The organism is Winslowiella toletana, from assembly GCF_032164335.1.
Classification (GTDB): Bacteria; Pseudomonadota; Gammaproteobacteria; order Enterobacterales; family Enterobacteriaceae; genus Erwinia; species Erwinia toletana_A.
The window spans coordinates 4,022,356-4,046,195 of the sequence record NZ_CP134152.1; the positions used below are offsets into that span (position 1 = coordinate 4,022,356).

At 47.6% G+C, this 23,840-nt stretch carries 21 protein-coding genes, 1 tRNA gene and 2 pseudogenes; 9 read left to right on the forward strand and 15 right to left on the reverse strand.

Annotated features, from left to right (window positions below; genetic code table 11):
- Positions 1-29: 29 nt before the first annotated feature.
- A complete protein-coding gene (locus RIN69_RS18525; RefSeq protein ID WP_313853652.1) occupies positions 30-356 on the reverse strand; it encodes a YggL family protein in 327 nt (108 codons plus the stop codon).
- Positions 356-1,075, reverse strand: coding sequence for a tRNA (guanosine(46)-N7)-methyltransferase TrmB (gene trmB, locus RIN69_RS18530; RefSeq protein ID WP_313853654.1), 720 nt, complete (start codon positions 1,073-1,075; stop codon positions 356-358). Before trmB ends, RIN69_RS18525 begins: the two co-directional genes overlap by 1 nt.
- Before the next feature lie 155 nt (positions 1,076-1,230).
- Between trmB and mutY the strand changes: the two genes are divergently transcribed.
- From mutY to mltC, 3 genes are read left to right on the forward strand one after another with little or no spacing between them, the layout of a single operon-like run.
- A complete protein-coding gene (gene mutY / locus RIN69_RS18535; RefSeq protein WP_313853657.1) occupies positions 1,231-2,319 on the forward strand; it encodes an A/G-specific adenine glycosylase in 1,089 nt (362 codons plus the stop codon).
- Entirely contained in the window at positions 2,319-2,591 is a 273-nt protein-coding gene (locus RIN69_RS18540; RefSeq protein ID WP_313853659.1) for an oxidative damage protection protein, read from the forward strand. Before mutY ends, RIN69_RS18540 begins: the two co-directional genes overlap by 1 nt.
- Positions 2,592-2,640: 49 nt before the next feature.
- Entirely contained in the window at positions 2,641-3,717 is a 1,077-nt protein-coding gene (mltC, locus tag RIN69_RS18545; RefSeq protein WP_313853661.1) for a membrane-bound lytic murein transglycosylase MltC, read from the forward strand.
- A 96-nt stretch (positions 3,718-3,813) separates the two neighbouring features.
- Here the strand turns inward: mltC and RIN69_RS18550 are convergent, their stop codons facing one another.
- Both RIN69_RS18550 and RIN69_RS18555 read right to left on the reverse strand, forming a co-directional pair.
- A complete protein-coding gene (locus RIN69_RS18550) occupies positions 3,814-4,644 on the reverse strand; it encodes a phosphoenolpyruvate hydrolase family protein (protein ID WP_313853663.1) in 831 nt (276 codons plus the stop codon).
- Positions 4,645-4,646: 2 nt separating this feature from the next.
- Positions 4,647-5,867 (reverse strand): Tm-1-like ATP-binding domain-containing protein, encoded by a 1,221-nt coding sequence (locus RIN69_RS18555; RefSeq protein WP_313853665.1) that lies wholly within the window; start codon positions 5,865-5,867, stop codon positions 4,647-4,649.
- Between the two features lie 312 nt (positions 5,868-6,179).
- Between RIN69_RS18555 and RIN69_RS18560 the strand changes: the two genes are divergently transcribed.
- Positions 6,180-6,797 carry a TetR/AcrR family transcriptional regulator gene (locus RIN69_RS18560; RefSeq protein WP_313853667.1) on the forward strand — a complete coding sequence of 206 codons (618 nt, stop codon included), beginning with the start codon at positions 6,180-6,182 and terminating at the stop codon, positions 6,795-6,797.
- A 35-nt stretch (positions 6,798-6,832) separates the two neighbouring features.
- Here RIN69_RS18560 and RIN69_RS18565 read toward each other — a convergent pair whose 3' ends face one another.
- Positions 6,833-8,974: an ornithine decarboxylase gene (locus RIN69_RS18565; RefSeq protein WP_313853669.1), complete on the reverse strand. Its 2,142-nt coding sequence runs from the start codon at positions 8,972-8,974 to the stop codon at positions 6,833-6,835.
- 694 nt (positions 8,975-9,668) lie between these two features.
- Between RIN69_RS18565 and RIN69_RS18570 the strand changes: the two genes are divergently transcribed.
- Positions 9,669-9,744, forward strand: a tRNA-Phe gene (locus RIN69_RS18570).
- Between the two features lie 631 nt (positions 9,745-10,375).
- On the opposite strand, the gene RIN69_RS18575 is transcribed toward RIN69_RS18570, so the two are convergent.
- The 3 genes and pseudogenes from RIN69_RS18575 to RIN69_RS18585 form a co-directional block, all read right to left on the reverse strand.
- Complete coding sequence (locus RIN69_RS18575) at positions 10,376-11,377, reverse strand: hypothetical protein (protein WP_012822427.1); 1,002 nt, start codon at positions 11,375-11,377, stop codon at positions 10,376-10,378.
- Positions 11,378-11,392: 15 nt separating this feature from the next.
- Positions 11,393-12,355 carry a hypothetical protein gene (locus RIN69_RS18580; protein ID WP_313853674.1) on the reverse strand — a complete coding sequence of 321 codons (963 nt, stop codon included), beginning with the start codon at positions 12,353-12,355 and terminating at the stop codon, positions 11,393-11,395.
- Between the two features lie 127 nt (positions 12,356-12,482).
- A pseudogene (locus tag RIN69_RS18585) lies at positions 12,483-13,360 on the reverse strand (IS3 family transposase); the annotation flags it as partial.
- Positions 13,361-13,408: 48 nt separating this feature from the next.
- Between RIN69_RS18585 and RIN69_RS18590 the strand changes: the two are divergent.
- The gene (locus RIN69_RS18590; protein ID WP_313853676.1) at positions 13,409-13,630 is read left to right on the forward strand and encodes a hypothetical protein; all 222 of its coding nucleotides are present in this window, start codon (positions 13,409-13,411) and stop codon (positions 13,628-13,630) included.
- A gap of 315 nt (positions 13,631-13,945) precedes the next feature.
- On the opposite strand, the gene RIN69_RS18595 is transcribed toward RIN69_RS18590, so the two are convergent.
- On the reverse strand, positions 13,946-14,182 hold the full coding sequence (locus RIN69_RS18595) for a helix-turn-helix domain-containing protein (RefSeq protein ID WP_313853678.1): 237 nt from the start codon (positions 14,180-14,182) through the stop codon (positions 13,946-13,948).
- Positions 14,183-14,429: 247 nt separating this feature from the next.
- On the opposite strand from RIN69_RS18595, the gene queC reads away from it, so the two are divergent.
- Positions 14,430-15,125: a 7-cyano-7-deazaguanine synthase QueC gene (gene queC, locus RIN69_RS18600; RefSeq protein ID WP_313853680.1), complete on the forward strand. Its 696-nt coding sequence runs from the start codon at positions 14,430-14,432 to the stop codon at positions 15,123-15,125.
- A 35-nt stretch (positions 15,126-15,160) separates the two neighbouring features.
- Here queC and RIN69_RS18605 read toward each other — a convergent pair whose 3' ends face one another.
- The 6 genes and pseudogenes from RIN69_RS18605 to RIN69_RS18630 form a co-directional block, all read right to left on the reverse strand.
- Positions 15,161-15,931 carry a queuosine precursor transporter gene (locus RIN69_RS18605; protein ID WP_313853681.1) on the reverse strand — a complete coding sequence of 257 codons (771 nt, stop codon included), beginning with the start codon at positions 15,929-15,931 and terminating at the stop codon, positions 15,161-15,163.
- 64 nt (positions 15,932-15,995) lie between these two features.
- Positions 15,996-16,610, reverse strand: a complete 615-nt coding sequence (locus RIN69_RS18610; RefSeq protein ID WP_313853683.1) for a helix-turn-helix domain-containing protein — start codon at positions 16,608-16,610, stop codon at positions 15,996-15,998.
- Between the two features lie 100 nt (positions 16,611-16,710).
- Positions 16,711-17,006: pseudogene (locus RIN69_RS18615) on the reverse strand (hypothetical protein); the annotation flags it as partial.
- 368 nt (positions 17,007-17,374) lie between these two features.
- Positions 17,375-18,661 (reverse strand): glycoside hydrolase family 10 protein, encoded by a 1,287-nt coding sequence (locus RIN69_RS18620; protein WP_390902405.1) that lies wholly within the window; start codon positions 18,659-18,661, stop codon positions 17,375-17,377.
- A complete protein-coding gene (locus RIN69_RS18625) occupies positions 18,661-19,533 on the reverse strand; it encodes an N-acetylmuramoyl-L-alanine amidase (RefSeq protein WP_313857799.1) in 873 nt (290 codons plus the stop codon). Before RIN69_RS18625 ends, RIN69_RS18620 begins: the two co-directional genes overlap by 1 nt.
- A 117-nt stretch (positions 19,534-19,650) precedes the next feature.
- Positions 19,651-21,444 carry a glycoside hydrolase family 3 N-terminal domain-containing protein gene (locus tag RIN69_RS18630; protein WP_313853685.1) on the reverse strand — a complete coding sequence of 598 codons (1,794 nt, stop codon included), beginning with the start codon at positions 21,442-21,444 and terminating at the stop codon, positions 19,651-19,653.
- Positions 21,445-21,895: 451 nt separating this feature from the next.
- On the opposite strand from RIN69_RS18630, the gene RIN69_RS18635 reads away from it, so the two are divergent.
- Together RIN69_RS18635 and RIN69_RS18640 are read left to right on the forward strand one after the other, a co-directional pair.
- On the forward strand, positions 21,896-22,666 hold the full coding sequence (locus tag RIN69_RS18635) for an N-acetylmuramoyl-L-alanine amidase (RefSeq protein ID WP_313853687.1): 771 nt from the start codon (positions 21,896-21,898) through the stop codon (positions 22,664-22,666).
- 147 nt (positions 22,667-22,813) lie between these two features.
- Positions 22,814-23,653, forward strand: a complete 840-nt coding sequence (locus RIN69_RS18640) for a DUF1460 domain-containing protein (RefSeq protein WP_313853689.1) — start codon at positions 22,814-22,816, stop codon at positions 23,651-23,653.
- The last annotated feature ends 187 nt before the right edge of the window (positions 23,654-23,840 follow it).

Here is a 23,840-nt window from a genome sequence, read left to right on the forward strand (position 1 = left end):
CGGGCGACATTAAGCCGCCCCGATAGTAATTAGTCCCACCAAACATCAAACAGTTCAGAAACTCGCACATCTTTCAGCTGACGCTCGTTCAACCATTTGCGTACCTGCTCCTGATGCTCTTCGGTGCACTTGCCAATCTTCTCCAGACAGATCAGCCCTTCCCACTGCAGATAGCCGCTACCATCAAATGCCAGACCATTCGGCTCGATAACCTCATTAATCAGCGCATCAACGGTGCTGTCGATCTCTGCTTCGCTGGTGCCTTCCGCAAAGGTAAAGTTGACCGAAAAACCAAGTTCCTGGAACTCGTCAAGGTGCATTTTCTTACGAAGACGACGACTGCGTTGTGTAGCCATTATTTAACCCTCTCAAACATCAGATCCCATACACCGTGGCCTAAACGCTGGCCACGCTGCTCGAATTTCGTTAACGGACGTGATTCCGGACGCGGCACATAGCTATTGTCTTCTGACTGATTCTTATAGCCTTCGATGCTGCTCATCACTTCCAGCATATGCTCGGCATAAGATTCCCAGTCGGTAGCCATATGGAAAGTGCCACCCAGCTTTAGCTTACGCATTACCAGCTCGGCAAACGGCACCTGCACAATGCGGCGTTTATTATGGCGCGCTTTATGCCACGGGTCAGGGAAGAACAGCTGGACCATGCGCAGCGAGTTATCCGGGATCATATTCTCCAGTACTTCCACCGCGTCATGACACATCACGCGCAAATTATCGACGCCGGCTTCATGAGCTGAGCCAAGGCAGGCACCAACGCCCGGAGAATGTACTTCAATACCGAGGAAATTTTGTTGCGGATTATTTCCCGCCATGGTGACCAGCGAGGCCCCCATGCCGAAACCAATTTCCAGCACCACTGGCCCCTCGCGGCCAAAAAGATCAACCAGGTCAATTGGCTGAGCCTGATACTCAACGCCCATCACCGGCCAGTAATTATCCAGTGCGTGCTGCTGGCCCTTGGTTAACCGGCCCTGACGGCGGACAAAACTGCGGATACGGCGCATCGCGCGACCGTTTTCATTATATTCTGGTGAGATGACGTCATTTATCATGTGGCTGCCTGTTGATCTGCATATTCAGGAATATGCGGGCATTATGCAAAGTTACTGCTGAGAAGCAAGTCCCGCAAAGTTCCGGTTTACAGCATCCAGTGTCTGTGCTGGAATTCCTGCCTGATTGTAGAGTAATAACGGAAAATTTCCTCCCAATGACGCAAGCGCAACAGTTCGCGCAACAAGTGCTGGACTGGTATCAGCGCTTCGGACGCAAAACCCTGCCGTGGCAGCAGGAAAAAACGCCTTATAAAGTCTGGCTCTCGGAAGTGATGCTGCAGCAAACCCAGGTTGCGACCGTCATTCCCTACTTCGAACGCTTTATGACACGCTTCCCCAGCGTAACCGATCTCGCCGCCGCGCCGCTGGATGAGGTACTGCATCTGTGGACCGGGCTCGGCTATTACGCGCGCGCGCGCAATCTGCACAAAGCGGCGCAACAGGTCGTCGAGCGTCACGACGGTAAGTTCCCCGAGACCTTTGAAGCAGTGGCCGATCTACCCGGCGTGGGTCGCTCCACGGCTGGGGCGATTCTTTCGCTGTCGCTCGGGCAGCATTACCCGATCCTCGATGGCAACGTTAAGCGCGTGCTGGCACGTTGTTATGCCATTGATGGCTGGCCGGGCAAAAAAGATGTCGAGAAAAAACTCTGGAATATCAGCGAGCAGGTTACACCTGCGGTTGGCGTCAGCCAGTTTAATCAGGCGATGATGGATCTGGGGGCGATAGTCTGTACCCGCTCAAAGCCTAAATGCGAGATCTGCCCGGTCAATCTCAACTGTGTCGCTTATGCCAACGGTAGCTGGGCAAAATATCCGGGTAAAAAGCCAAAACAGACGCTGCCAGAGCGCACCGGCTGGTTATTGATGATGCAGCGGGGCGATGGCGTCTGGCTGGAACAGCGCCCGCCCGTTGGTCTGTGGGGCGGGCTGTTCTGCTTTCCGCAATTCAGCAGCGAGGCCGAGCTGCAACAGTGGCTGAAAGCACGCGGCATCACTGGCAGCAACCCTAAGCAGATGATCGCCTTCCGTCATACTTTCAGCCATTTTCATCTGGATATTGTACCAATGTGGCTGGAACTGCCTTCTGCGAGTAGCGCCATGGATGATGGCGCGGGTCTCTGGTATAACTTAGCGCAGCCGCCGTCTGTGGGACTGGCCGCTCCGGTTGAGCGCCTGCTACATGAGTTACGGCAACCACAGCAAATGATGCTGAACACACGCGCGATACAAGAGGAAGAGTAATGAGCCGCACAATTTTCTGTACGTTCCTGCAACGTGATGCCGAGGGACAAGACTTCCAGCTCTATCCGGGCGATCTGGGTAAACGCATCTATAACGAAATTTCGAAAGAGGCCTGGTCACAGTGGATGTCAAAACAGACTATGCTGATCAATGAGAAAAAACTCAGCATGATGAATCCGGAAGACCGTAAGCAACTGGAGCAGGAAATGGTGAAATTCCTGTTTGAAGGCAAGGATGTCCATATCGAAGGCTACACCCCGCCAGAAGAATAACGCTTTGGGCCTCCCTGAGGCCCCATTTTTTGGGTTAAGCATTGAGAAAATGAAGAAAATTATCGCCTTGCTCGTCATAGCACCGCTGTTGATCTCCTGCTCCGGTAATAAAAAAACGACTTCACACGAAGAGTGGGTCAAGGACACCAACGGTTTTGACATTTTAATGGGCCAATTTGCCCACAACATCGAGAATATTTGGGGCATCAACGAAGTGCTGATCGCCGGTCCGAAGGACTATGTAAAGTACAGCGATCAATACTTCACCCGTAGCCATATCAATTTTGACGCCGGTAGCATCACCATTGAAACCATTGCCGGAACTAACCCGACGGCCAGCCTGCGTCAGGCGATTATCACCACCTTGCTGATCGGTGACGATCCGGGCAATGTCGATCTCTATTCCGATGCTAACGATATTCAGATCAGTAAAGAGCCTTTGCTGTATGGTCAGGTGCTGGATAATACCGGCCAGCCGATTCGCTGGCAGGGACGCGCGGGCAACTTTGCTGACTATCTGATCCAGAACAAGCTTCAGCGCCGCACTTCCGGCATGCATGTTATCTGGTCGGTAACTATTCCGATGGTGCCAAACCATCTGGATAAGCGTGCGCATAAATATCTGCCGATGGTGCGTAAATCAGCCGAGAAGTACGGTGTCGATCAGTCGCTGATTCTGGCGATTATGCAGATCGAATCGAGCTTCAACCCGTATGCCGTCAGCCATGCTGATGCACTGGGCCTGATGCAGGTTGTGCAGCATACCGCCGGGGTAGATGTCTTCCGCCTGAAAGGTAAGTCGGGTAAACCCAGCCGCAGCTACCTGTTCGATCCAGAGAACAATATTGATGCCGGTACCGCTTATCTGGCGATTCTGCAAAAAAGTTATCTGTCGGGAATTTCCGATCCAACGTCCCGGCGTTACGCCGTCATCACTGCCTACAACGGCGGTGCAGGTAGCGTATTACGCATCTTCTCCAGTGATAAAAATACCGCATTTGGTAAAATTAACGCGTTATCTTCCAGCGAATTTTATCAGACTCTGGCGACGAAGCATCCGGCGGCAGAATCACGTAATTACCTGGTAAAAGTGAGTAAAGCGCAGAGAGGCTATCGCTTTTACTGAGTGGGTTTTGGCAAATAAAAACGGCGAGCTAAGCTCGCCGTTTTAGTTACGGGGTAAATCCCCTGGTGTTGGCATCAAAATGGTGCATGAAATTTTTTAGCGATTTAACTTTTTAAACTGCCGGGTAGTCTCGGTCAGCGCTACTTCTGTCGGCAGGCGTTCCATTGAGCTGGCGCCGTAGAAACCATCGCACAGCGGGCAGTTATCAAGAATATATTGTGCATCCTGCGGCGACGAAATCGGCCCGCCGTGGCAGAGCACAATCACATCCTCACGCACCGCCTTAGCGGCCTGCGCCCACTGAGTGATCAGCGGTACACAATCTTTCAGGCGCAGCGCGGTTTCCGCCCCGATATTACCGCCGGTAGTCAGCCCCATATGCGGCACAATGATATCCGCACCGGCCTGCGTCATCGCTATCGCATCCTGCTGATTAAACACATAGGGAGTCGTCAGCAAATCCTTCTGATGCGCCAGCCGAATCATCTCAACTTCCAGCCCGTAGCCCATGCCGGTCTCTTCCAGATTGGCGCGGAAGTTGCCGTCAATCAGCCCGACGGTCGGGAAGTTCTGCACACCGGAGAAGCCCAGCGCTTTCAGATCGTCGAGAAACTTATCGAACTGGCAAAACGGGTCAGTGCCGTTAACACCGGCCAGTACCGGCGTGTTTTTCACGACCGGCAACACCTCTTTTGCCATATCGACGACAATCTCATTGGCATTGCCGTAGGCCAGCAGCCCGGCCAGCGAACCGCGACCGGCCATGCGATAGCGGCCCGAGTTATAGATAACAATCAGATCGATACCGCCTGCTTCCTCACACTTTGCCGAAAGCCCAGTCCCTGCCCCGCCACCGATAATCGGTTCGCGGCGGGCAACCATCGCTCTGAATTTGGCTAATAATTCCTGTCGGTTAAACCCCGGCATGGCTACTTCTCCTTCGCTGTCAGGCTGCGAAATGCTGCCACCGCCGCCTCTGCAAACAGTGGATGATTGATGTTATAAGGCAATCGCTGAATTTTTCGCTGCGCGGTTTGTAACAGTTCAGCTTCCAGCGTAGTAATAAACGCCTGATTTGCCTCGGGTGACCAGAAAGGTTGCCCGACGGCATCCAGTGCGGAAAATCCGCCTTCAGGAATAAGAAATCTGACTTCACCTGCACAGCGATTCAGTTTGGCAGCAATCCATTTTGCCAGCGCCACGTTCTCTTCCGGCGTGGTACGCATCAGCGTTACCTGCGCATTGTGATGGTAAAACAGACGATCGGCATACTTCGCCGGTATCGTCGACGGATGACCAAAATTGACCATATCCAGTGCGCCACAGGAGACCACATACGGCACATGAGAGCGGGCAATAGCATCGAAGCGATCCTCACCGCAAGCCAGCACGCCACCGGCCAGTAAATCGCACACTTCCGTAGTAGTCAGATCGAGCACGCCAGACAACATACCGCTGTCGGCCAGCTTCTCCATCGCTTTACCGCCGCTGCCGGTGGCATGAAATACCAGACAATCATATTCCGCTGCCAGCGCCTGACTCACGGCCTGAATACAAGGAGTAGTAACACCAAACATCGTCAGGCCAAGCGCAGGCTTATCGGACGCGTCTGCGGCAACCTGAAACAGCACTGCGCCGGCGATTTGATGAGCAGCATTGCCAAGTACCTGACGGGAAATACGATTCAGTCCGGCCACATCGGTCACCGAATAGAGCATATTGATATCACTGGCACCGACATAACCGGAAACATCGCCGGAAGCCATGGTTGAGACCATCAGTTTGGGAATACCCACCGGCAAAGCTTGCATCGCCGGGGTAATCAGCGCGGTGCCACCCGATCCGCCAAGGCCAATTACCCCGGCAATATCGTCACGCTGACTAAGGAAAATCTCAAATGCAGTCGCCATCTCATCAATCGCCCGGCCACGGTCGCCGCAGAATACCGCGGACGCACCCTGGGGGTGAAAAGCGGCGACGCTTTCGGCACTGAAATCAGCCACAGAAGCGCGGCTAAGTGTCTGAGTGGACAGATCAACTGTGACGACTTTCGCTCCACAATTGGTAATCAAATCACGGACGAAATACAGTTCCATTCCTTTAGTATCTTCCGTAGCTACGGCATAGATAAAACCATCTTTCTTCTTCATTTCTTTGGCTCAATCCTGTTATTTGTCTGAATAAAGAGTTGATAAACCTGAAATAAAAACCACAATATCCTTTGTGATAGGAACTGTCACTTTACGCTGAGATAACAGTATCATCCATTAAATTGATAAATCAATAGAATGAAACTGATATCTCATTATCGATAATTAGCCTGGAATGACGCCTGAATGCTTACGCAATAGCGGGAAAATGTGTGCTTATCATGCTGTTTTTTGCTCGCTTACCCGCTCATCTTCAGGCAGATTTATACTGATACAGAGGTTATTGTGGTTCAAAAGGAAAACCAAGAAGGTATGTCATTGACATCAACTCGCGCACGAACGCGCCGCCTGCTAATCGATACTGCCATGCAAATGTTTGATGGTGGAGCATTTCCATCGATAAGCGAGGTGGCGCAGGCGGCACAATTGTCGCGCGCCACCGCTTATCGCTATTTTCCGACGCAAAGCGCGCTGGTGGCAGCTATCGTCAGTGAAACCCTGAGTCCAATAAACAGCTGGCAACCCACTCAGCAGGAAGCCACTGCCCGCATTGATGAGCTGCTGACATTTGCCTTTCCGCGTATGCTGCAACATGAAGGCACGCTGCGGGCTGCACTGCACCTGTCACTGACGCAGTGGGCGCAGTCGCAATCTCAGGATGCGGTACCAATCAAAGAGCGGCTGGTGCGCGGAAATCGTAAGCTGTTATTGCAGAAAGTGGTCGAGCCGCTGTCTGCCGAGCTGCCACCCGAACTGATGCAACGCGTGCTGCACTCACTGTCACTGGTTTACGGTTCAGAGATTTTTCTGGTAATGAAGGATATCTGGGGCTGTGATAATCAGGAACTACAGGACGTGGCGAAGTGGATGGCGAAAGCCATAGTACGCCAGGCTCGGGAAGATGCGCAGTCGAAAGCGGCTTCAGCATAAAACAAACGGGGCGGCATTGAATGCCGCCCCACACATTACATCATCACATAACCACACAGCCGCTTAACACCGCTGGCGTCGGCTTCGGCATACACCCCCTGCAATTCCGGTGAGAAGCCCGGCAGCAAATTAATGCCCTCCTCCAGCGCGAGAAAATAGCGCTGCACCGCGCCACCCCACACTTCGCCCGGCACCACGCACAGCACGCCTGGTGGATACGGCAATGCGCCTTCGGCTGCGATACGTCCCTCCGCCTGTGCGATCGGCACCAACTCCACATTGCCGCGAATAAATTCAATATTGGCATCCTGTGGGTTCATCGCCACTTTCGGCAGGCTCTGCTGACGGAACATCGCCTTCTGCAGATCTTTCACGCCATAGCTGACATACAGATCGTGCATCTCCTGACACAGACGGCGCAGGGTATAGCCCTGATAACGCGCGGCATTCTTCCGATAAACCGTCGGCAATACCTCACACAGCAGCGCATCCTGTTTTACATGCTGCTCAAACTGCGCCAGCATTGCCACCAGATGCGCCATCTTCTCCGCGCTCTCCGCTGGCGTCAGCAGGAACAGGATCGAGTTAAGGTCGCATTTCTCCGGCACCACGCCATTTTCACGCAGATAGTTTGCCAGAATGGTCGCCGGAATACCGAATGCAGCATACTCCCCAGTGGCGGCATCAATACCCGGCGTGGTCAGCAGCAGCTTGCAAGGATCGATAATGTACTGATCGCGTGCATAACCGTCGAAGCCGTGCCACTGCGCACCAGGCGCAAAGCTGAAATAGCGCGCATCAGCAGCGATACTTTCGGTTGGCGCATCCTGCCACGGTTTACCGTCAACGCTGTCCGGCAGGAATGGCTTAATCATCTCGCACTTCGCCAGAATTGCCTTACGCGCATCAATCCCCAGCGTCACGCACTCATGCCACAGGCGACGCCCTGCTGCGCCCTGATGCATTTTGGCGTTAACGTCCAGCGCGGCAAACAGCGGATAAAACGGGCTGGTTGAAGCATGCAGCATAAAAGCATTATTAAGCCGTTTATGGCTACAAAAGCGCTGCTGGCCGCGAATATGGTTATCTTTCTTGTGGATCTGCGAAGTCTGCGAGAAGCCAGCCTGCTGTTTATGCACCGACTGGGTGACAAAAATACCCGGATCGTTCTCATTGAGATCGAGTAACAGCGGAGAACAGGCCTCCATCACCGGAATAAACTGCTCGTAACCAACCCAGGCGGAATCAAACAGAATGTAATCGCAGAGATGACCGATTCGGTCAACCACCTGACGCGCGTTATACACCGTGCCGTCATAGGTACCGAGCTGGATCACCGCCAGACGAAACGGACGCGCTTCGCTGGCGCGTTCCGGTGCAACCTGTTTAATCTGCTTACGTAAATAGCGCTCGTCGAAACAGTGAGCATCAATGCCGCCAATAAAGCCAAACGGATTGCGCGCAGTTTCCAGATAAACCGGCGTGGCACCCGCCTGAATCAGTGCGCCGTGATGATTGGATTTATGGTTGTTGCGGTCAAACAGCACCAGGTCTCCGCGCGTCAGCAGCGCGTTGGTCACCACTTTATTGGCGCTGGAAGTGCCATTCAGCACAAAGTAGGTTTTATCCGCATTAAACACTTTTGCCGCAAACTTTTGCGCATCCTTCGCCGAACCTTCGTGGATCAGCAAATCACCGAGCTTAACGTCGGCATTGCACATATCGGCACGAAATACATTTTCGCCGAAGAAATCAAAGAACTGACGGCCGGCCGGATGCTTTTTAAAGAAAGCTCCGCCCTGATGCCCAGGACAGGCAAAGGTGCTGTTGCCCATCGCCACATATTTGGTCAGAGTGTCAAAAAATGGCGGCAGCAGAGTCGCTTCATACTGCGCAGCCGCCTCTTCCAGCTGGCGATCCGACTCGGCATCGCCGTTCAGCAATCCGCTCACTTCAGGCAGTGGCTGCGCCGGTTCAGCGCCTTCCAGTGCGATAAACACCGGCAGATTAAAACCGGTATGACGTAATAACGCCAGCACGCCACTGCGCGAATCAGCAACAGAGACGACCACCGCCGCCACATCGGTAAAATCAGTACTGTCCAGCGTCACAATATCACGCTGGGTATGGAGGTTTGGCGCAGCGTAGGCGCTGGCAGCAATTTTTAGTGTTGTCATAGCACAAATCCCAGATTAAACAGGATGAGTGGGTGCCAAAGGCACGGCAATGGGAAATCGCTTCCCGGCGTAAGTGTCTTAAATCGAAAAAGCATTGGGTTCAGCTTTAACCGCCAGACATCAGTAAAACCAGATCGCGTCTGTTTTTTACTCATGCCTGAAAGCAAGCATCAGAAAGCCTCACCGCATGATGAGAGCGTGTATCGATGGGGTCTGACAGAGGATCGTTCGCGCATGCTGCGACATCAAAAGATGGCGGGAACAAGTGCTCTGATTCAGCATTGAACCGTTCATAGCGGCGACCTCAGTTAAGTGAAATGATGGGGCATCAAAATTTGCGCAATAATCGCATTTTTTAATTTTCGCTACAACCCACATACTGAATTAATTGCAACTGAGGTATCATTTATAACATATTGATAATTATAGAATTATCGAAGCGCGAATAATTAAAAACTGTTTTATTATCCGATAGTTATGCGGATTTATGCAATATTGTAAGTTTTGCCGACATCATATTGAGTGCCATTTTTTCCCGAACAAAGGCCGAGGGCAAAACCAGCCCCAGCCGACCAATTATTATCCGACAACTGGCTTTTTTCACCACAAACTGATGGAAAAGAGTGCAATCAGTCAGCATTCACAACAAAAGCATTTGACGCATTTCTCCCTTTACGGTTTAATGCGCCCCGTTGCCCGAATAGCTCAGTCGGTAGAGCAGGGGATTGAAAATCCCCGTGTCCTTGGTTCGATTCCGAGTTCGGGCACCACTATTCATAAGGCCTCGCTGCAAAGCGGGGCTTTTTCCTTTTCTGGCTACGGTAGATTTCTGGTCGTTGCAACACGTTATTTGTTTGCTGGATTTCTTGCCATTTTCGCAGATGTTCGTTACTTTTAGACACCTCAACATCCTCTGATGTACCTTTTCCTAACGTCACTGCTACGGTCCTCTACGGTTCCTTTCTCTCAGATCATTCATAATGAAGTAGAAAATACGGGTAAAACGGGGGAATTATCATTTCGCCTTAATCCGCTGGTATTAACGTGATTTTGTCGCGGGGAATAAGGTGGGGAAATCCCCAATAGCAAGCTGGGAAACCTGGCAGCATACACCCTCCACATGGGGATCTTCACCAGTCCGTCCACCTGAAACAAGCTCTTCTTGCCCTTTCACTTCTTACCGTTTTCAGAATCCCCCCGTTCTCCACGCCATCATAAAATGATTTATCCGTAAGCTAAACGTACTGGACTGTTAAACCTGAGTGTCCGCTGTGAGCGATCTGCGGACATTGCTAACAGCCTTCTGTGTGAATTCTCAGGGAGCAGGTCAGCATAGCATCACGTTGAGGCTGTTACCCTACTTGTTCACACCAACCCTAACTCCACAGGCTGATTCATAAATTAGTAATTTGCGTGTTTCACACTTTTCAAAAATGCTTTCATATTTTCATTAGGTTGCTCAATTTCGAAGTTACTTCCATATAACTCTTGTAATTTTGGCCATAACTTACTTAATAACCTTCCCCTGCGATAAAATGGATGTATCCAAACGGTAGATAGGTACGGGGAATTTGCATTTGAATTGTTTATTGTGACTAGCCCAACTAAACATTGTCGATAACCACTATTATCCATTGATTGTATTTCTTCGACGAATGGATACGCGATTACATCAGTCCAACCATTATCGGTTGTATCCCATTGCATTCCGTCATGACATTCCTTCGACTGATAGCGGCGTAAAGCTACACACGCGAGCTTTTGCCAATCTGGAGAATTAATTGTGATCTCTTCATCGTATGACGCGCCTATTGGAGCGGGTATTGGTCTGATTAATCCAGCATGGCATTCATTATAGAACTTCATGTCTCCCTCAGAAACGTTGCGTACGTTGGTTTGCTCCATGTGTGCGCCATTCAAAAATAGCTCTGATAGTAGTGTATCTACGCTGTAATCTTTATTGATTATTGTCGGCTTAGAGTTTTTCTTATTAAGGCCGCGAGTAACGATTTTTTGATCAATGTTAACAACATGGAATAATCCGTCGGGGAGGCTAGCGAACCACGATGAGGCATCTGACCAGAATAGTATGCCTTTTGTACTTCTTAAAAATTTAATTAAGTTAATACAAGCTTCTTCACTAGTCTTGCCGTTGATGCGAAGTATGTTAGGATTAAAGTAATATTCATCCATATCGGGGAATGCAGCTTCGCAAAATTCCTGTACATAATTTAGCACCTGTATTCTACAGAAATCATCATAGCTGGTAATAACTAAGGGAGTATCTTCATTGCTATTATTATTATCAATAATGCAATCTATAGCGAGACTTACTGCTTTGAGTATCACTTCAGTTGAATCTAACGACTCTAAAAATTTTGTCTTTCGTGTGCGAATATCCATGTATGACCTGCGCTATTAAAATTCATGAATGAACGGTTTGTCATTTGGTTGTAAAATGGTGGTTTTATTCGTTGCTACATTTAAACTGTTGTAGAGCATAATTGCCAGGTTCGATGCATTTTCAATCAGCGTTTCAAGAGCCTGGTCTTTAATCACTACGAGGTTCCCTTCTTTATCCTTTCCACCACGATGCACTAAGTGATTTCGATTGAGGGTTGCCAATTCAATAGCTTCTATCGGACAGTCTTTTTGTACTTTTATATCGAATGTAGCTTCATAGCGGTCGATTACCTTTTTAGTGCTATGCCAGCTTGCACTGATCAAGTGTTCCTTGATTGACCTGATTAGCTCTCCCCTAATTTTCTCGATGGGTTCACCCTTGAAAGGCAACGCAGCAATATCTTTGCTTACTTTAAATTCAGTCTTACCTTTTTCTATACAATTGGCTATGTAAACATCATCTTTCTCTATAGAGTTAATGAATAGTTCAACATAAAGCGTTTCCAAAGCTGTAATAACATTCGTGTAGAGCAAACTAAGCAAGTGGTCTTTTTGCTGTTGTTCAGTTTTATCTTTTGCAAGTTTTTTTATTTTATCGATATTGTCAATGAATTTTAAATACGGATTACCGGAAGACGTTACAGCGTCGTAAATATCATCATCGTACCAATCATCTATATTATTTGAGTTTCCAGACCAGTCAAAACATTGTGTTTGTAAGTCATCTACTAATTCCTCGATATACTCATATTTAACATGTTGATCGAAGATGGATTGTAGTTCTTCGCTCGCATCATACGGCCCGCCATATATATAAGCATAGCCACCTTCTCTACTTTCATAAGGACAAGCATTTGCCGGATCTTCAAAGTTTTCAAAGAACCAGTTTTTCATTACTTCGAGTTGATCTTTTTTGCTTATGTATTTTAAAGATTTTAGTGGGACTTTCTTTCCATTAACCTCGAAAACAATTTTCACGATGTAACGCTCCCTTGTATCAATTGCGCAACTATTATACCACAGCGAAATACAGGGCATGACCTGCCTCCTTAAACTAACATACCATGAGCCAGCAATGTCCGCTATTGGCACTAAGCGGACAAGCTAACAACTCCAGTTTTACGGCATGTCTCTCTGCCCATTCAGCCAGGGCCAGAGAGATAAACTCCGGACCATTATCCATGCGCAGCATGACCGGATAGCCGCGATTTGCCGCGATCATGTCGAGCACACTGACCACTCGCAGAGCTGGCAGATTCAGATCGATTTCAATCGACAATGCCTCACGGTTAAAGTCATCAACAACATTGAACGTGCGAAAACGACGGCCACAGACCAGGGCATCTTGCATAAAATCGACAGACCAGCTCTGGTTCAGCGCTTCAGGCGTGGCCAGTGGCGAGGGATTACGTACCGGCAACCGTTGTTTGCCCTTACGGCGAAAGTTCAGCTTCAGCAGACAGTAAATACGGTGGATCCTTTTGTGATTCCACGGGTATCCCTGCCGCCGCAGAACCTGGAAGAGTTTCGGAAAACCGTATCGTGGGTATCGCTCTGCCACTGCCTGCAACGCGACAATGACGGGTTCGTCACGCGTGGTATCCGGGCGGTAATGATAAACCGTTCTGCTCAGGTTCAGACTCCGGCAGGCCTGACGGATACTGAGTCCGAACGTCGTTATCAGATGAGTGACCAGCTCACGCTTAAAGGCTGGTTTTAAAGCTTTTTTTCGATAACATCTTTAGGAGCCCGGTTCTCAAGGCCCAGGTCGGCAAACATCTGTTTGAGACGTCGGTTCTCGTCCTCAAGATCCTTGATCTTTTTAATATCAGAAGCCTCCATGCCGCCATATCTGGACTTCCAGTTGTAGTAGGTGGCTTCAGAGATACCGGCCTCCCGGCAGATATCCTTAACAGTTCGTCCGGCTTCAACCGACTTAATCACGTCGATGATCTGATGCTCAGTAAAACGGGCTTTACGCATAGCGATCTCCTTCGTTGGCAGATTGAGTATGCAGGAAGATCTCTAAATATGAATGGCACGATTATGCGGGATGTTTACAGCCCCACCCTGCCGGGCCGACTCATGCTACAGCTACTGCGTGGCCGCCAGGATCCTCTCTGCTGCCAGACCACTGCGATCATCGTCAGCAAGCAGGTGCTGATGTCCCAGTTCACTGTCTGCGCTGCAGAGAAAAGCACTGAGCGTGGTAATGGCCACGCATGCCAATGGCCAGTAGGGGTATTGAGTTAGCGTGCAACGTCGCTGATCCGCGGGTTACACGTCTGCCGACGATGGTAATGGCGACCAGAATTGGGCCAGGCCAGCTGGTGAGAGGCCTTACATTCAACATTGAACTGGCACCATCATGAAACTATGAAATCAGATGTATCTTTAATTATCAGTCAGTGTGTCATAAACAAAAAATAGCAGAGTCTCATTATATAAAATTATAACTTTATTATTTTGGTAATTCCCTGGTGTTGCCATATTGCGTACAGTTTTCACTGTTGTTGATGACGTGTCAGACCTTAAACCGCGTGCAGGCCTGAATTGGTTTTTTTTCGTTTACGGACGCTGATTTTTTGACTGATATCGACTCGGCCATATTTCTTCAGGTGGCAGGCCGATAGCACTGGCAATAATCTCTTCTCCACGTGGCCAGGGCCTCGTAAGTGCATTACCCAGCGTTCCTGACGAAAGACCATTCTCTCTTGACAGAGCAGAGAGTGATTTCTTCTTTTTTCTTACTGCGGCAAGGATATCTTCCCTGTGCCAGTCTGATGAAAGCTGATTCGATTCCATTCATAAATCTCCAATATGAGAATCATCTAAAATGGCAACCTTCCTGATGTGGAAGCTCAGTAACACTTGGCCATTACGCTTTAACAAAGCTGCAGTATTAATACCCTCGCCCTATAAAATAATCAACATCCACGTTTAAAAATGATGATTATTTTACCTATCAAGCATGATAAAATGCCTTTTTTTGACCAAAAAAACGGCAAAAAAAATTTAACCATATGATTTTAATAGCAATGAGGGATCGATAATGAACAAGGCCGTTGTTGTTTTTAGTGGTGGGCAGGATTCAACAACTTGTCTTATTTATGCATTGCATAAATACAAACAAGTCCATTGCATAACTTTTGATTACGGGCAACGTCACCGTGAAGAAATTGCCATTGCACGCGAGCTGACGTTAAAGTTAGGTGTCATTCATAAAGTCATGGATGTGGGACTACTGAATGAACTTACAGTAAGTAGTTTAACTCGTAGTGACATCCCTGTTCCGGAGCAAATTAGTGATAAGGATAGTGATGTTCCTAATACTTTTGTGCCGGGAAGAAACATCCTGTTTCTAACCCTCGCATCAATCTATGCTTATCAGATAGATGCCAGAACCATCATAACGGGTGTATGTGAGACCGATTTTTCTGGATATCCGGATTGCCGAAATGAATTTGTGCTTGCGCTGAATAATGCCTTAAGTCTCGGTCTGGGTAGAACTATTGATATTGAAACCCCACTTATGAATCTGAATAAAGCTGAAACCTGGGCAATGGCAGATCATTATAATTCATTTGATTTAATTAAAGACCAAACACTTACCTGCTACAATGGCATCAAGGGGGCAGGCTGTGGTAATTGCCCATCCTGCTTTTTACGCAAAAGAGGACTGGACGAATACAATAATGAGAAATATCTCGTTATGAAATCGTTCAGGGAGAAAGCCAAATTCCTGTAAAACCTATCTGGGGACAAATGCCCCCAGTTAAATTTCTAATTTCTTATCACATAGCGCGAAAAATAATAACGAGATATGTAAGCAGGTAGTATATTAAAAAATGCGAAGAAAATCTTTATAACTATTTGTATCAATGCCATTGTTATGATGGTATTGATACTCATTTTTCCATAAAATGCTATAAAGCAGAAAACAAAGCTATCGATAATTGCCGCAATGAGTGTGCTGAAAAATATCCGAACGAAGAGAAATCGCGAGTTTGTTATCTTTTTAATCTTACAAAGAACCCATGAATTCACATACTCAGAAAGAAAAAAAGATAACGAAGAAGCTATTACTGCGGAAAGAACATGTGCAATCAATGAATTATAATGCTCATTCAATCCCCAGGATGGAATAGCAGGCAGGACAGTTGAGACACTCAAAAGAAAGACTATAACCAGATTAGCGATGAGAGACATGTATATTGCTCTTCTGGCCAGCCTGAAACCGTAAAACTCGCTGAGCAAATCAATGGCAAGAAAGGACAAAGGGTAAATAAACGTACCCGGAGTAACGATGAGGTCCAGTGATTCAATATAAACTGGCTTTGCGGCAGCCAAATTGCTAAATATATAAAAAACACTTAGTAGTAAAATCAGGAAGGAGTAAATAAGCCATGAGTTTTCATGTCTGTCTTTAAAATCATAAGCTGTTGTTTGATTTTTTTCAGTTGAATATATCTTCCTGTAAATGGATTTTATCTCATGAACGCTAAAGTCATCAATAAGCTCACTTTTTTCCAGTTCCTTAACATCTATCTTCATAACCTTCCCTGTTGTCATGATGAGAATGTTAGCTGATTTATCAGGACTATTGAACCCCAGTAGTTTATATTTGTATCCCATAATTGTAGCGCTCTTCCATAATATCGCCAATAATTACAATTTCATCATCACAGTTATCGTGAAGATCCCTTATGCAAAAAATCCGTTCACTTTTGTTATAGCATAATTTTTGATGTCCTTTTATGTTTGAACCTCGTCGAAAGATAAGCAAGTCTCCGGAATTATATTTTCCTTCAATGTCGTGTTCAAGCAAGACGGCCACGACATTAGGCCCGTTTCCATAGTAGAAAGTTAGCGACTTCGCAAAAACCAACGCCCCTATTTTCTCATTATAAAAATCCAGGGACATACAATCTGATTCCGACAGAATGGGAACTGCGCAAGGATTCATGTTTCCCTCAAAGGAGACAATTTTGTCAGTATGTTCCTTTTCAGCAATATCAGAGCTTTCAATTTCGTCATATGAAATACCGAAAAAATCAGAAACCTTTTGCACAGTAGTTTTATGGATATTACAGACACGGCCATCAAGGATATTATAAATTGTCGTCCGATTAAGACCGGTTCTGTCACAAAGGGACACTCTGGTTTCGCCCCTGGAAGAAAGTAAATACTGTAGATTTTTACGTATAAATTCCATCTTTTGCTTACGGTGCATCCGCAATTCCTTTTCCTGTCTGAAGAAATACGACCCAACTTTTACCTTTGAGTATTACTGTAAATCAAAGAAGATGGCACCCCGGAAAGAGTGCATCGTGTCAAAAATCTGGCGACAATGCCATTTTTTTCTGATAACACCCCATGAGACTATACGACCAGTTTCCAGGATAATGAGTGGGTGTATAAAGTATTCGCCGGCTTTCGTAGCAAAGCGAGTTGCTAATCATCACTTCACCTGCCACACCGCACAGTGACAGTTGTATGTAGGCCATTCCGCAGCACGCGGATCGACGTCAGTCGCTGAAAATCATAGATGACGATGTGATGCATAGCCCGCCCGGTTGAGGGCGTCCGCGACGGCCAGCACCTTACAACCTGCACCGCAGGCGGGTTCGCATTTGAATTCATGACTAAAATTTCTTCTTTTCAATGGAGCACCGGTGTTGTTCTGAAGTGAGCAAATCACCTGCGTTCAGGTGGCCGAATTCAGTAAACCACTACAGCCCTTATATAGCTTATGAATACGTTATTAACATCGGGGAGCAGAACACGAGCTCATGCAGTTTCATTCTAAAGTAAAGGATAGATATAACTATTTTTATCAAAACATTCAAATAAGATGGATAATAAAGTGACCAAACTTCATTGAATAAAGAGCATTAATACTTTATTAACCCCATCACAAAAATGAACAACAAAAACACGACGCACAAAGCTGTCACGGCTAAAAAGAACTACAGCCGTGACAGTCCGTTTGTAACATCACTGCGCTTTATACCACCGATTTTGCAGATATTTCACAGCCTTATCAGTCTGGGGCTGGTTCAGAAAAGCCTGCCTGAAAAGTATCGCGCCATCCACTTCCGGCAGGGCATCGTTCACATCCAGCTGTCTTTTCAGTTCAGGTACTCCCCCTTCGATCGTCCAATCTGGCTCGATAGCGGAAGAGGTGCCAATTTTATATAACGCCATTCCGATATATAAACGGGTATCAGTACCTCTGACGACATCAGACCACCACCCGGCCAGCACATCGTATCTGACAATTTTACGGCCAACAGGCCAGTACAGTTGTGGCGCAATGTAGTCCAGTAACCCCAGTTTTACCCACTGGCGGGTATCTGCATAAGCCGTATCATACGACGGGGCGCCCGCCTGAGTGTCCGATCCCAGCGGATCATCAGCTTTGTTTCGCCAGACGCCAGCCGGGCTGACGCCAAATTCTATATCCGGTTTCAGCGCTCTGATGGTCGAAGAGACCTCTTTGATCAACAGCAAAGTGTTGTTTCTTCTCCAGCTGGCCTTGTCAGGAAAATCTTTTCCATATTCGCGGTAAGTGGTTTCATCCTCCAGTGAAGACTGAGGCGTTTCATAATAGAAGTAATCGTCAAACTGGATACCGTCAACATCGTATTTTTTCACCAGTTCCGCGACTACGCCGGTAATCCAGTTGCGCACCTCAGGCAGCCCCGGATCGAGAACAAAACGCCCACTGGCCGTGCGTATCCATTCAGGATGAAGTGCATAGACGCTTGAAGGCGACGACTGCAGCGTATCGTTAAGTGCAGCAACGGTTTCTGGCCGGGTATTCATCGATACACGGTAAGGGTTAAGCCAGGCATGAAGCTTAATTCCTCTGCTGTGGGCCTCTTTCAACATGAAGGCCAGTGGATCATAACCGGGATCTTTGCCCACACTGCCCGTCATCACATCTGACCAGGGCAATATATCCGAATGCCAGAGAGCCGTGCCGTCCGGCTTAACCTGGAAAAAAACCGTATTAATTCCAGTTTTTACCATTTGATCCAGCGCGTCGGTGAGCCCCCTCTTTTGCAGTCGGATCCTGTCGACATCCGTTGTCGCTTTTAGGGATTCCGCTGGCGGCCAGTCAAGCCCCGCGACCGTGGCAAGCCAAATACCCCGCATCGGTTCTGTCGTTAATGCCGGTTCCTGGCGTTTTTCCGGCCCGGCTTTTTGCGAGCAGCTGACCATTGTCATTAAGCTAATCATGATTAACCCCCAACATAATAATTTTATTTCTGACAGCATCAGAGACTCCTTTCAATCGGGACCGGCGTCATGGGTTCACGATATTTTTCGATCAGCGCACGGGCAATGGCTTCAGTTTCAGCATCGGCGTTGCCGCCAATATCATTCGGTCTGAAATGCATCTGGAATGCAGCGATAATTTTCCGTGTTTTATCATCCAGAATGCCATTCTGAGGCATTTCACCATAACCATAATGCTTCAGTAATGCCTGAAGGCTTCTTATGTCTGCAGGCTCGTAAGGCGAACGGTTGGCAAGATATTTGCTGACCTGTGCCCTGTCAGGCCAGGCACCAATGCCCATGGCCGCCAGCCGTTCCCATGGAAACAGTTTTCCTGGGTCCTGCTTCCGAAGAGGAGCGATATCGCTGTGCCCGAGCACGTTATCAGGCATGATCTGATAGCGATGAATGATATCTTTTGCCAGTGCAGCAATGGCCACAATCTGTTTTTCATTGTAGGGATACCAGGTACGATGCCCCAGCATATCGTCGGTAAAGCCAGGATTGACGATTTCAATCCCGATGGAAGTATCATTAAGATTGCTCCTGCCATTCCAGTTGCTGACACCGGCATGCCAGGCCCGTTTGTTTTCATCAACCAGCTGTAATACCACCGGTTTTCCACGTCTGGACTCCGGCAGGTGCGGAATCAGATAATGGGCGCTGACCTGCTCTTTGGTCAGCGTGTCTAACGACTGAGCATCGTCCAGAGCCGTATAGTGCATAACAAGATATCGCACCCTTTCATTTTGCCCGACAGCTGTAAAGGTATGACTGGCAAAATAGCCGTCACGTTCTTCAGTCTCTGTTGGCGACGTCGCGCAACCTGACACCATCACTGCCAGAATGGCTGTCGCCATCATTTTTTTCAGCGCTGATGCATGAGATATAAAAGCAAACTGCTGCATAAAATTTAACTCCCTGTAAAAACCTGAGGGCCAATTACCAGTCAAAGAAGCCGCTACTGCGGGTCACTTCTCCCGGTTTAACTACCAGCTCAGTCCGGTCCCTTTGGGAAACGCCAAAGTTCCGGTATTTGTCTTCTCGTCGTAGTCATACCAGGTGTTAACCGGTAGCTTCCCTGTTGGCGCACGCTTTCCGGTCAGCACCTCAGCCAGCGATGTCATCGAGTGACCACGCCAGATACCGTTGTCAAAACCGTAATAAGAGTAAGTGGCTACCGCCGCTTCGACGTCTTCGGCATAGCTGACGATGTCATACGGCGCACGCAATGAAAGATGAACACGTTTTTTTCCCAGCCCGGCGGCATAGCGCAGCCAGCCAGAATAAGGAGTCGCGTCGGCACGCGCTTGTGCTTCTGCGGCGGCAAGGCCATCGCGTTCAACCGGCGTAAAACGGGTTGACAGTGTCCCGAGTAGAAAAACGTCACAACTGGCGATATGTTCCTTTATCTGGCTATCCGTCAGATCTGTTTCCTTCGCGGCAACCACCCTCAGATATCCATCCTGTGTCATCACCTTCGCAATGCCTTTGGCCTGCTCGCCCCATGGCGTCAGTATAAAATAACGCAAACCCTTGTCCCTTAACGGCAGCAATGATTGCTGATTAATCACCACGGTGATGGAACGATCGGCAATTTGTTTTTCCAGCCCGCGACTGGCCGAAGCTGAATGCCTCGTTACCCTGCCGGATTCCTGCCCCAGCAGGTTGTAGCGTTCTTTGAGCTTTAAAATGCGCTCAACCGAGGCGTTAATATCGGCTTCGTTAATACTGCCTTTTTTAACTTCCTCGACAATATACTGGATCAATTTTGGTAACCGTCTGGCCTGTGAAGGGGCTGAAATACTGACGGGCATCAGTGCAATATCCACTCCAGCGGCAAATACTTTCACTGCAGCATCACCCTGTTCGAAATGGTCAGCGATGGCGCCCATATCCAGCGCATCCGAGATCGTCACGCCGCTGTACCCCAGTTCATCACGCAGGATACAACTCTGTATTTCACGAGACATCGTCGCAGGCACCGTAATTTTCTCACCATTGCGGGTAATAAGCTGACTGTCATCCAGCGCAGGATACTGAATATGGGCAGTCATAATCATATCCGGGGCGGTTTGATTGTCGATGGCCTGTTTATAAGGTGCGATATCGATGGCGAACGCATCTTTCCGCGAGCGATCAACACGCGGCAGACCGGTATGCGAATCAGTGGATGTACTGCCATGACCTGGAAAATGTTTATATGCGGTGATCAGCCCCTGCAGTTTCATCCCGGCCGTCATTTTTTTCGCAAGGCGGGAAACTGTGTTCACGTCGTCGCCAAATGCACGTACGTTAATTACCGGATTGAAAGGATTGGTATTAACATCAACGACCGGCGCAAAGTTAGTATTGATGTATAGCGAGAGCATATCCTGTGCCATAACGCTTCCCTGATTTCTGGCAAGTGAAGCATCAGCGCCCCCCTCAATCGCTGCCGACAATGCCATATTGCCGGGAAATGAAGCGTAATCACCGCGGGGTAATCGGAAAACATTGCCGCCTTCATTGTCCGTGCCGATAAATAATCGCATACCACCCGTTTTCATCGCGGCATACCAGGCCGTCAGCGTCTTAATTTGAATTCTATCTTTCAGATTGTTGGCAAAAAGTATCACTCCACCGATATGATTATCCTTAATCAGCCTGCCAACCGTCTCATCGGGAGCAATCATATCTTGACTATTTTGTCCGTCAGTACCCCAGTAACGAAAATCAAGCATGATTTTTTGCCCGATCTTCTCCTCCAGCGTCATCGCATCTATTTTCTCTACTATATTCACAGGAATTCTCCCTTTCTGAAATACAGACTTTAATAGCCACAGGCAGACTATCATCAAATTCGATAGCATCGGCTATTTTTATAACAGCTATCAGGCAAAAATCGATGGATAATTTATTAAACAAATCATAAATGAAAAAATAACATCACATTTACCATGCTCAATAAAAATGCTCTCAGCCTGCCATATCGTTAAGATTACTGCTGTTTTTCGGATTATTGCTGACAATGAAAATTCAGATATTTCCTTACAAATTAGCCTAAGACAATACCTGGGCTCATATCAAGCCCGGGTAATAGCATCATAATTTGTGAGGTCGAAAAATCCTAAAAGAGTAATATTGAACTGCTTCGCAAATTAAAGTAAATAATATCTCCGTTACGATTTCGTATACGATTGGTTGTAAAAGCTGATGATACAAGTGAGTTCAACCCAAAGGAAGGAGATTCATATGTACAGCATTGATTACAATAGCTATCGCTCTGTAAAAGGTTTCAATCGCCGGGTTCGTTTTCTGGTAATGCATTACACCGCCATTGATTTTAAAGCATCGATCACCGCACTGACCGGTCAATCAGTCAGCGCTCACTACCTTGTTCCTGACCCTTCTGATTCAACCTATATCGATGCGGGTTTTAAAGACATGCGCATTTTTAATTTGGTTGATGAAAATGAACGTGCATGGCATGCCGGAGTCAGCTCATGGGCCGGACGCAGCAATCTGAATGACACCGCCATCGGGATTGAAACTGTCAATTTAGCCAGCGATAAAAATGGCATATTTACCTTTCCGCCCTATAACCCCACGCAAATTGATGCGATTAAACAACTTGCAGTAAATATCCTGCAACGCTATCCGGATATTACGCCGACCAACGTTGTCGGACACAGTGATATTGCGCCAGGACGAAAAAGCGATCCCGGCGCAGCTTTTCCCTGGAAAGCGCTTTATGATGTTGGCGTAGGTGCATGGTATGACGATAAAGTAAAACAACACTACGAGGCTCAGTTTTGTAAAACCCTGCCCGCCAGACAAGACGTTATTGCTAAATTAAGTCGATATGGTTATGACACCTCAACCACTGTTACTGACAGCGGATACAAAAATGTGATCCGTGCACTTCAGCTACATTTTCGTCAACAAAATTACAGTGGAATTCTGGATGCCGAAACTGCTGCGATACTCTATGCCCTGGTAGAAAAATATTTCCCATCAAAATAGCTCAATGCATTTAACCGGGAAGCCGCCACCTAAAGGCGGTTTCCGAGCTGGACAGTTAAAAATATCCAGCTTTTTGAAAACATCACGGAAGAAAGTAACTATCGTGATAATTAGTCGATTAACCACTAATGAATCATGGAGAGTGGAATGCTAAGGATATCCCAATTAATTTTAATCTCGCTGATATCAAGCGGATGTAGCTTTCAGGCGGATAGCATTAAAAAAGAGACGTCAGAAAACAGGACACACACTCAAGCGTCGACCAAGGTAAATCTTGATCCCTACACTTCCGATAAGCTAAACGCTATTTTAAAGCAACGTCCAAAGATTGCCCATGATGCAACAGGCAGGATGACAGACGCAATCTCGGCGGACTTTCTCGGTACACCGTATCGGGGAAACATGCTAAAGGGTTCAGCAAATAGTCCCGAAGAGCTGGTGATCGACTTCAGAGGTCTGGATTGCTTCACTTACCTCGACTACGTGGAAGCATTACGCAAATCAACTTCTGCAGCTGAGTTCGTTAATAATCTTATCCAGACCCGCTATATTGACGGTCATATCAGCTTTTTCGATCGAAAACATTTTTTCACCGACTGGGCTTACAGAGAAGATAAGCTCGCTGACGATATCACCGCCCAGATAAGTCCCAATGCTGTGACCAGTGTAAAATATCTTAATAAAAAGGCTGATGGCGGGAACTACCTGCCAGGCTTAGCCATTGTAGAACGCAATATCACCTATATTCCGGCTAAATTTATCGATGAAAATGTAGTCAATCGTTTACGGACCGGCGATTTGATTGGCATCTATACCCACCTTGCTGGACTCGATGTGACCCATGTTGGTTTCTTCATTATGACCGACAATGGCCCGGTACTGCGAAATGCCTCCTCACGCAAAGAGAATGAGAAAGTAGTCGATTCGCCTTTTATCGATTATGTGAAGGAGAAACCGGGAGTTATCGTTTTAAGGCCTCTCAGTTAGCTATAGCAAAATGAAAAAGAGAGTTACCTTATGGATTGAATGAAATTCATATCGAAACCGGTAACTCTCATTTTCCACAGTAATGATCCAGAAATTTTCTCAAACAATATGCTAAGCCAACTGAAAATTCGGCACTGAAAAATTTAACGTCAGGCTCCCCTGGTTGTCTTCCGACAATGGAAATGAA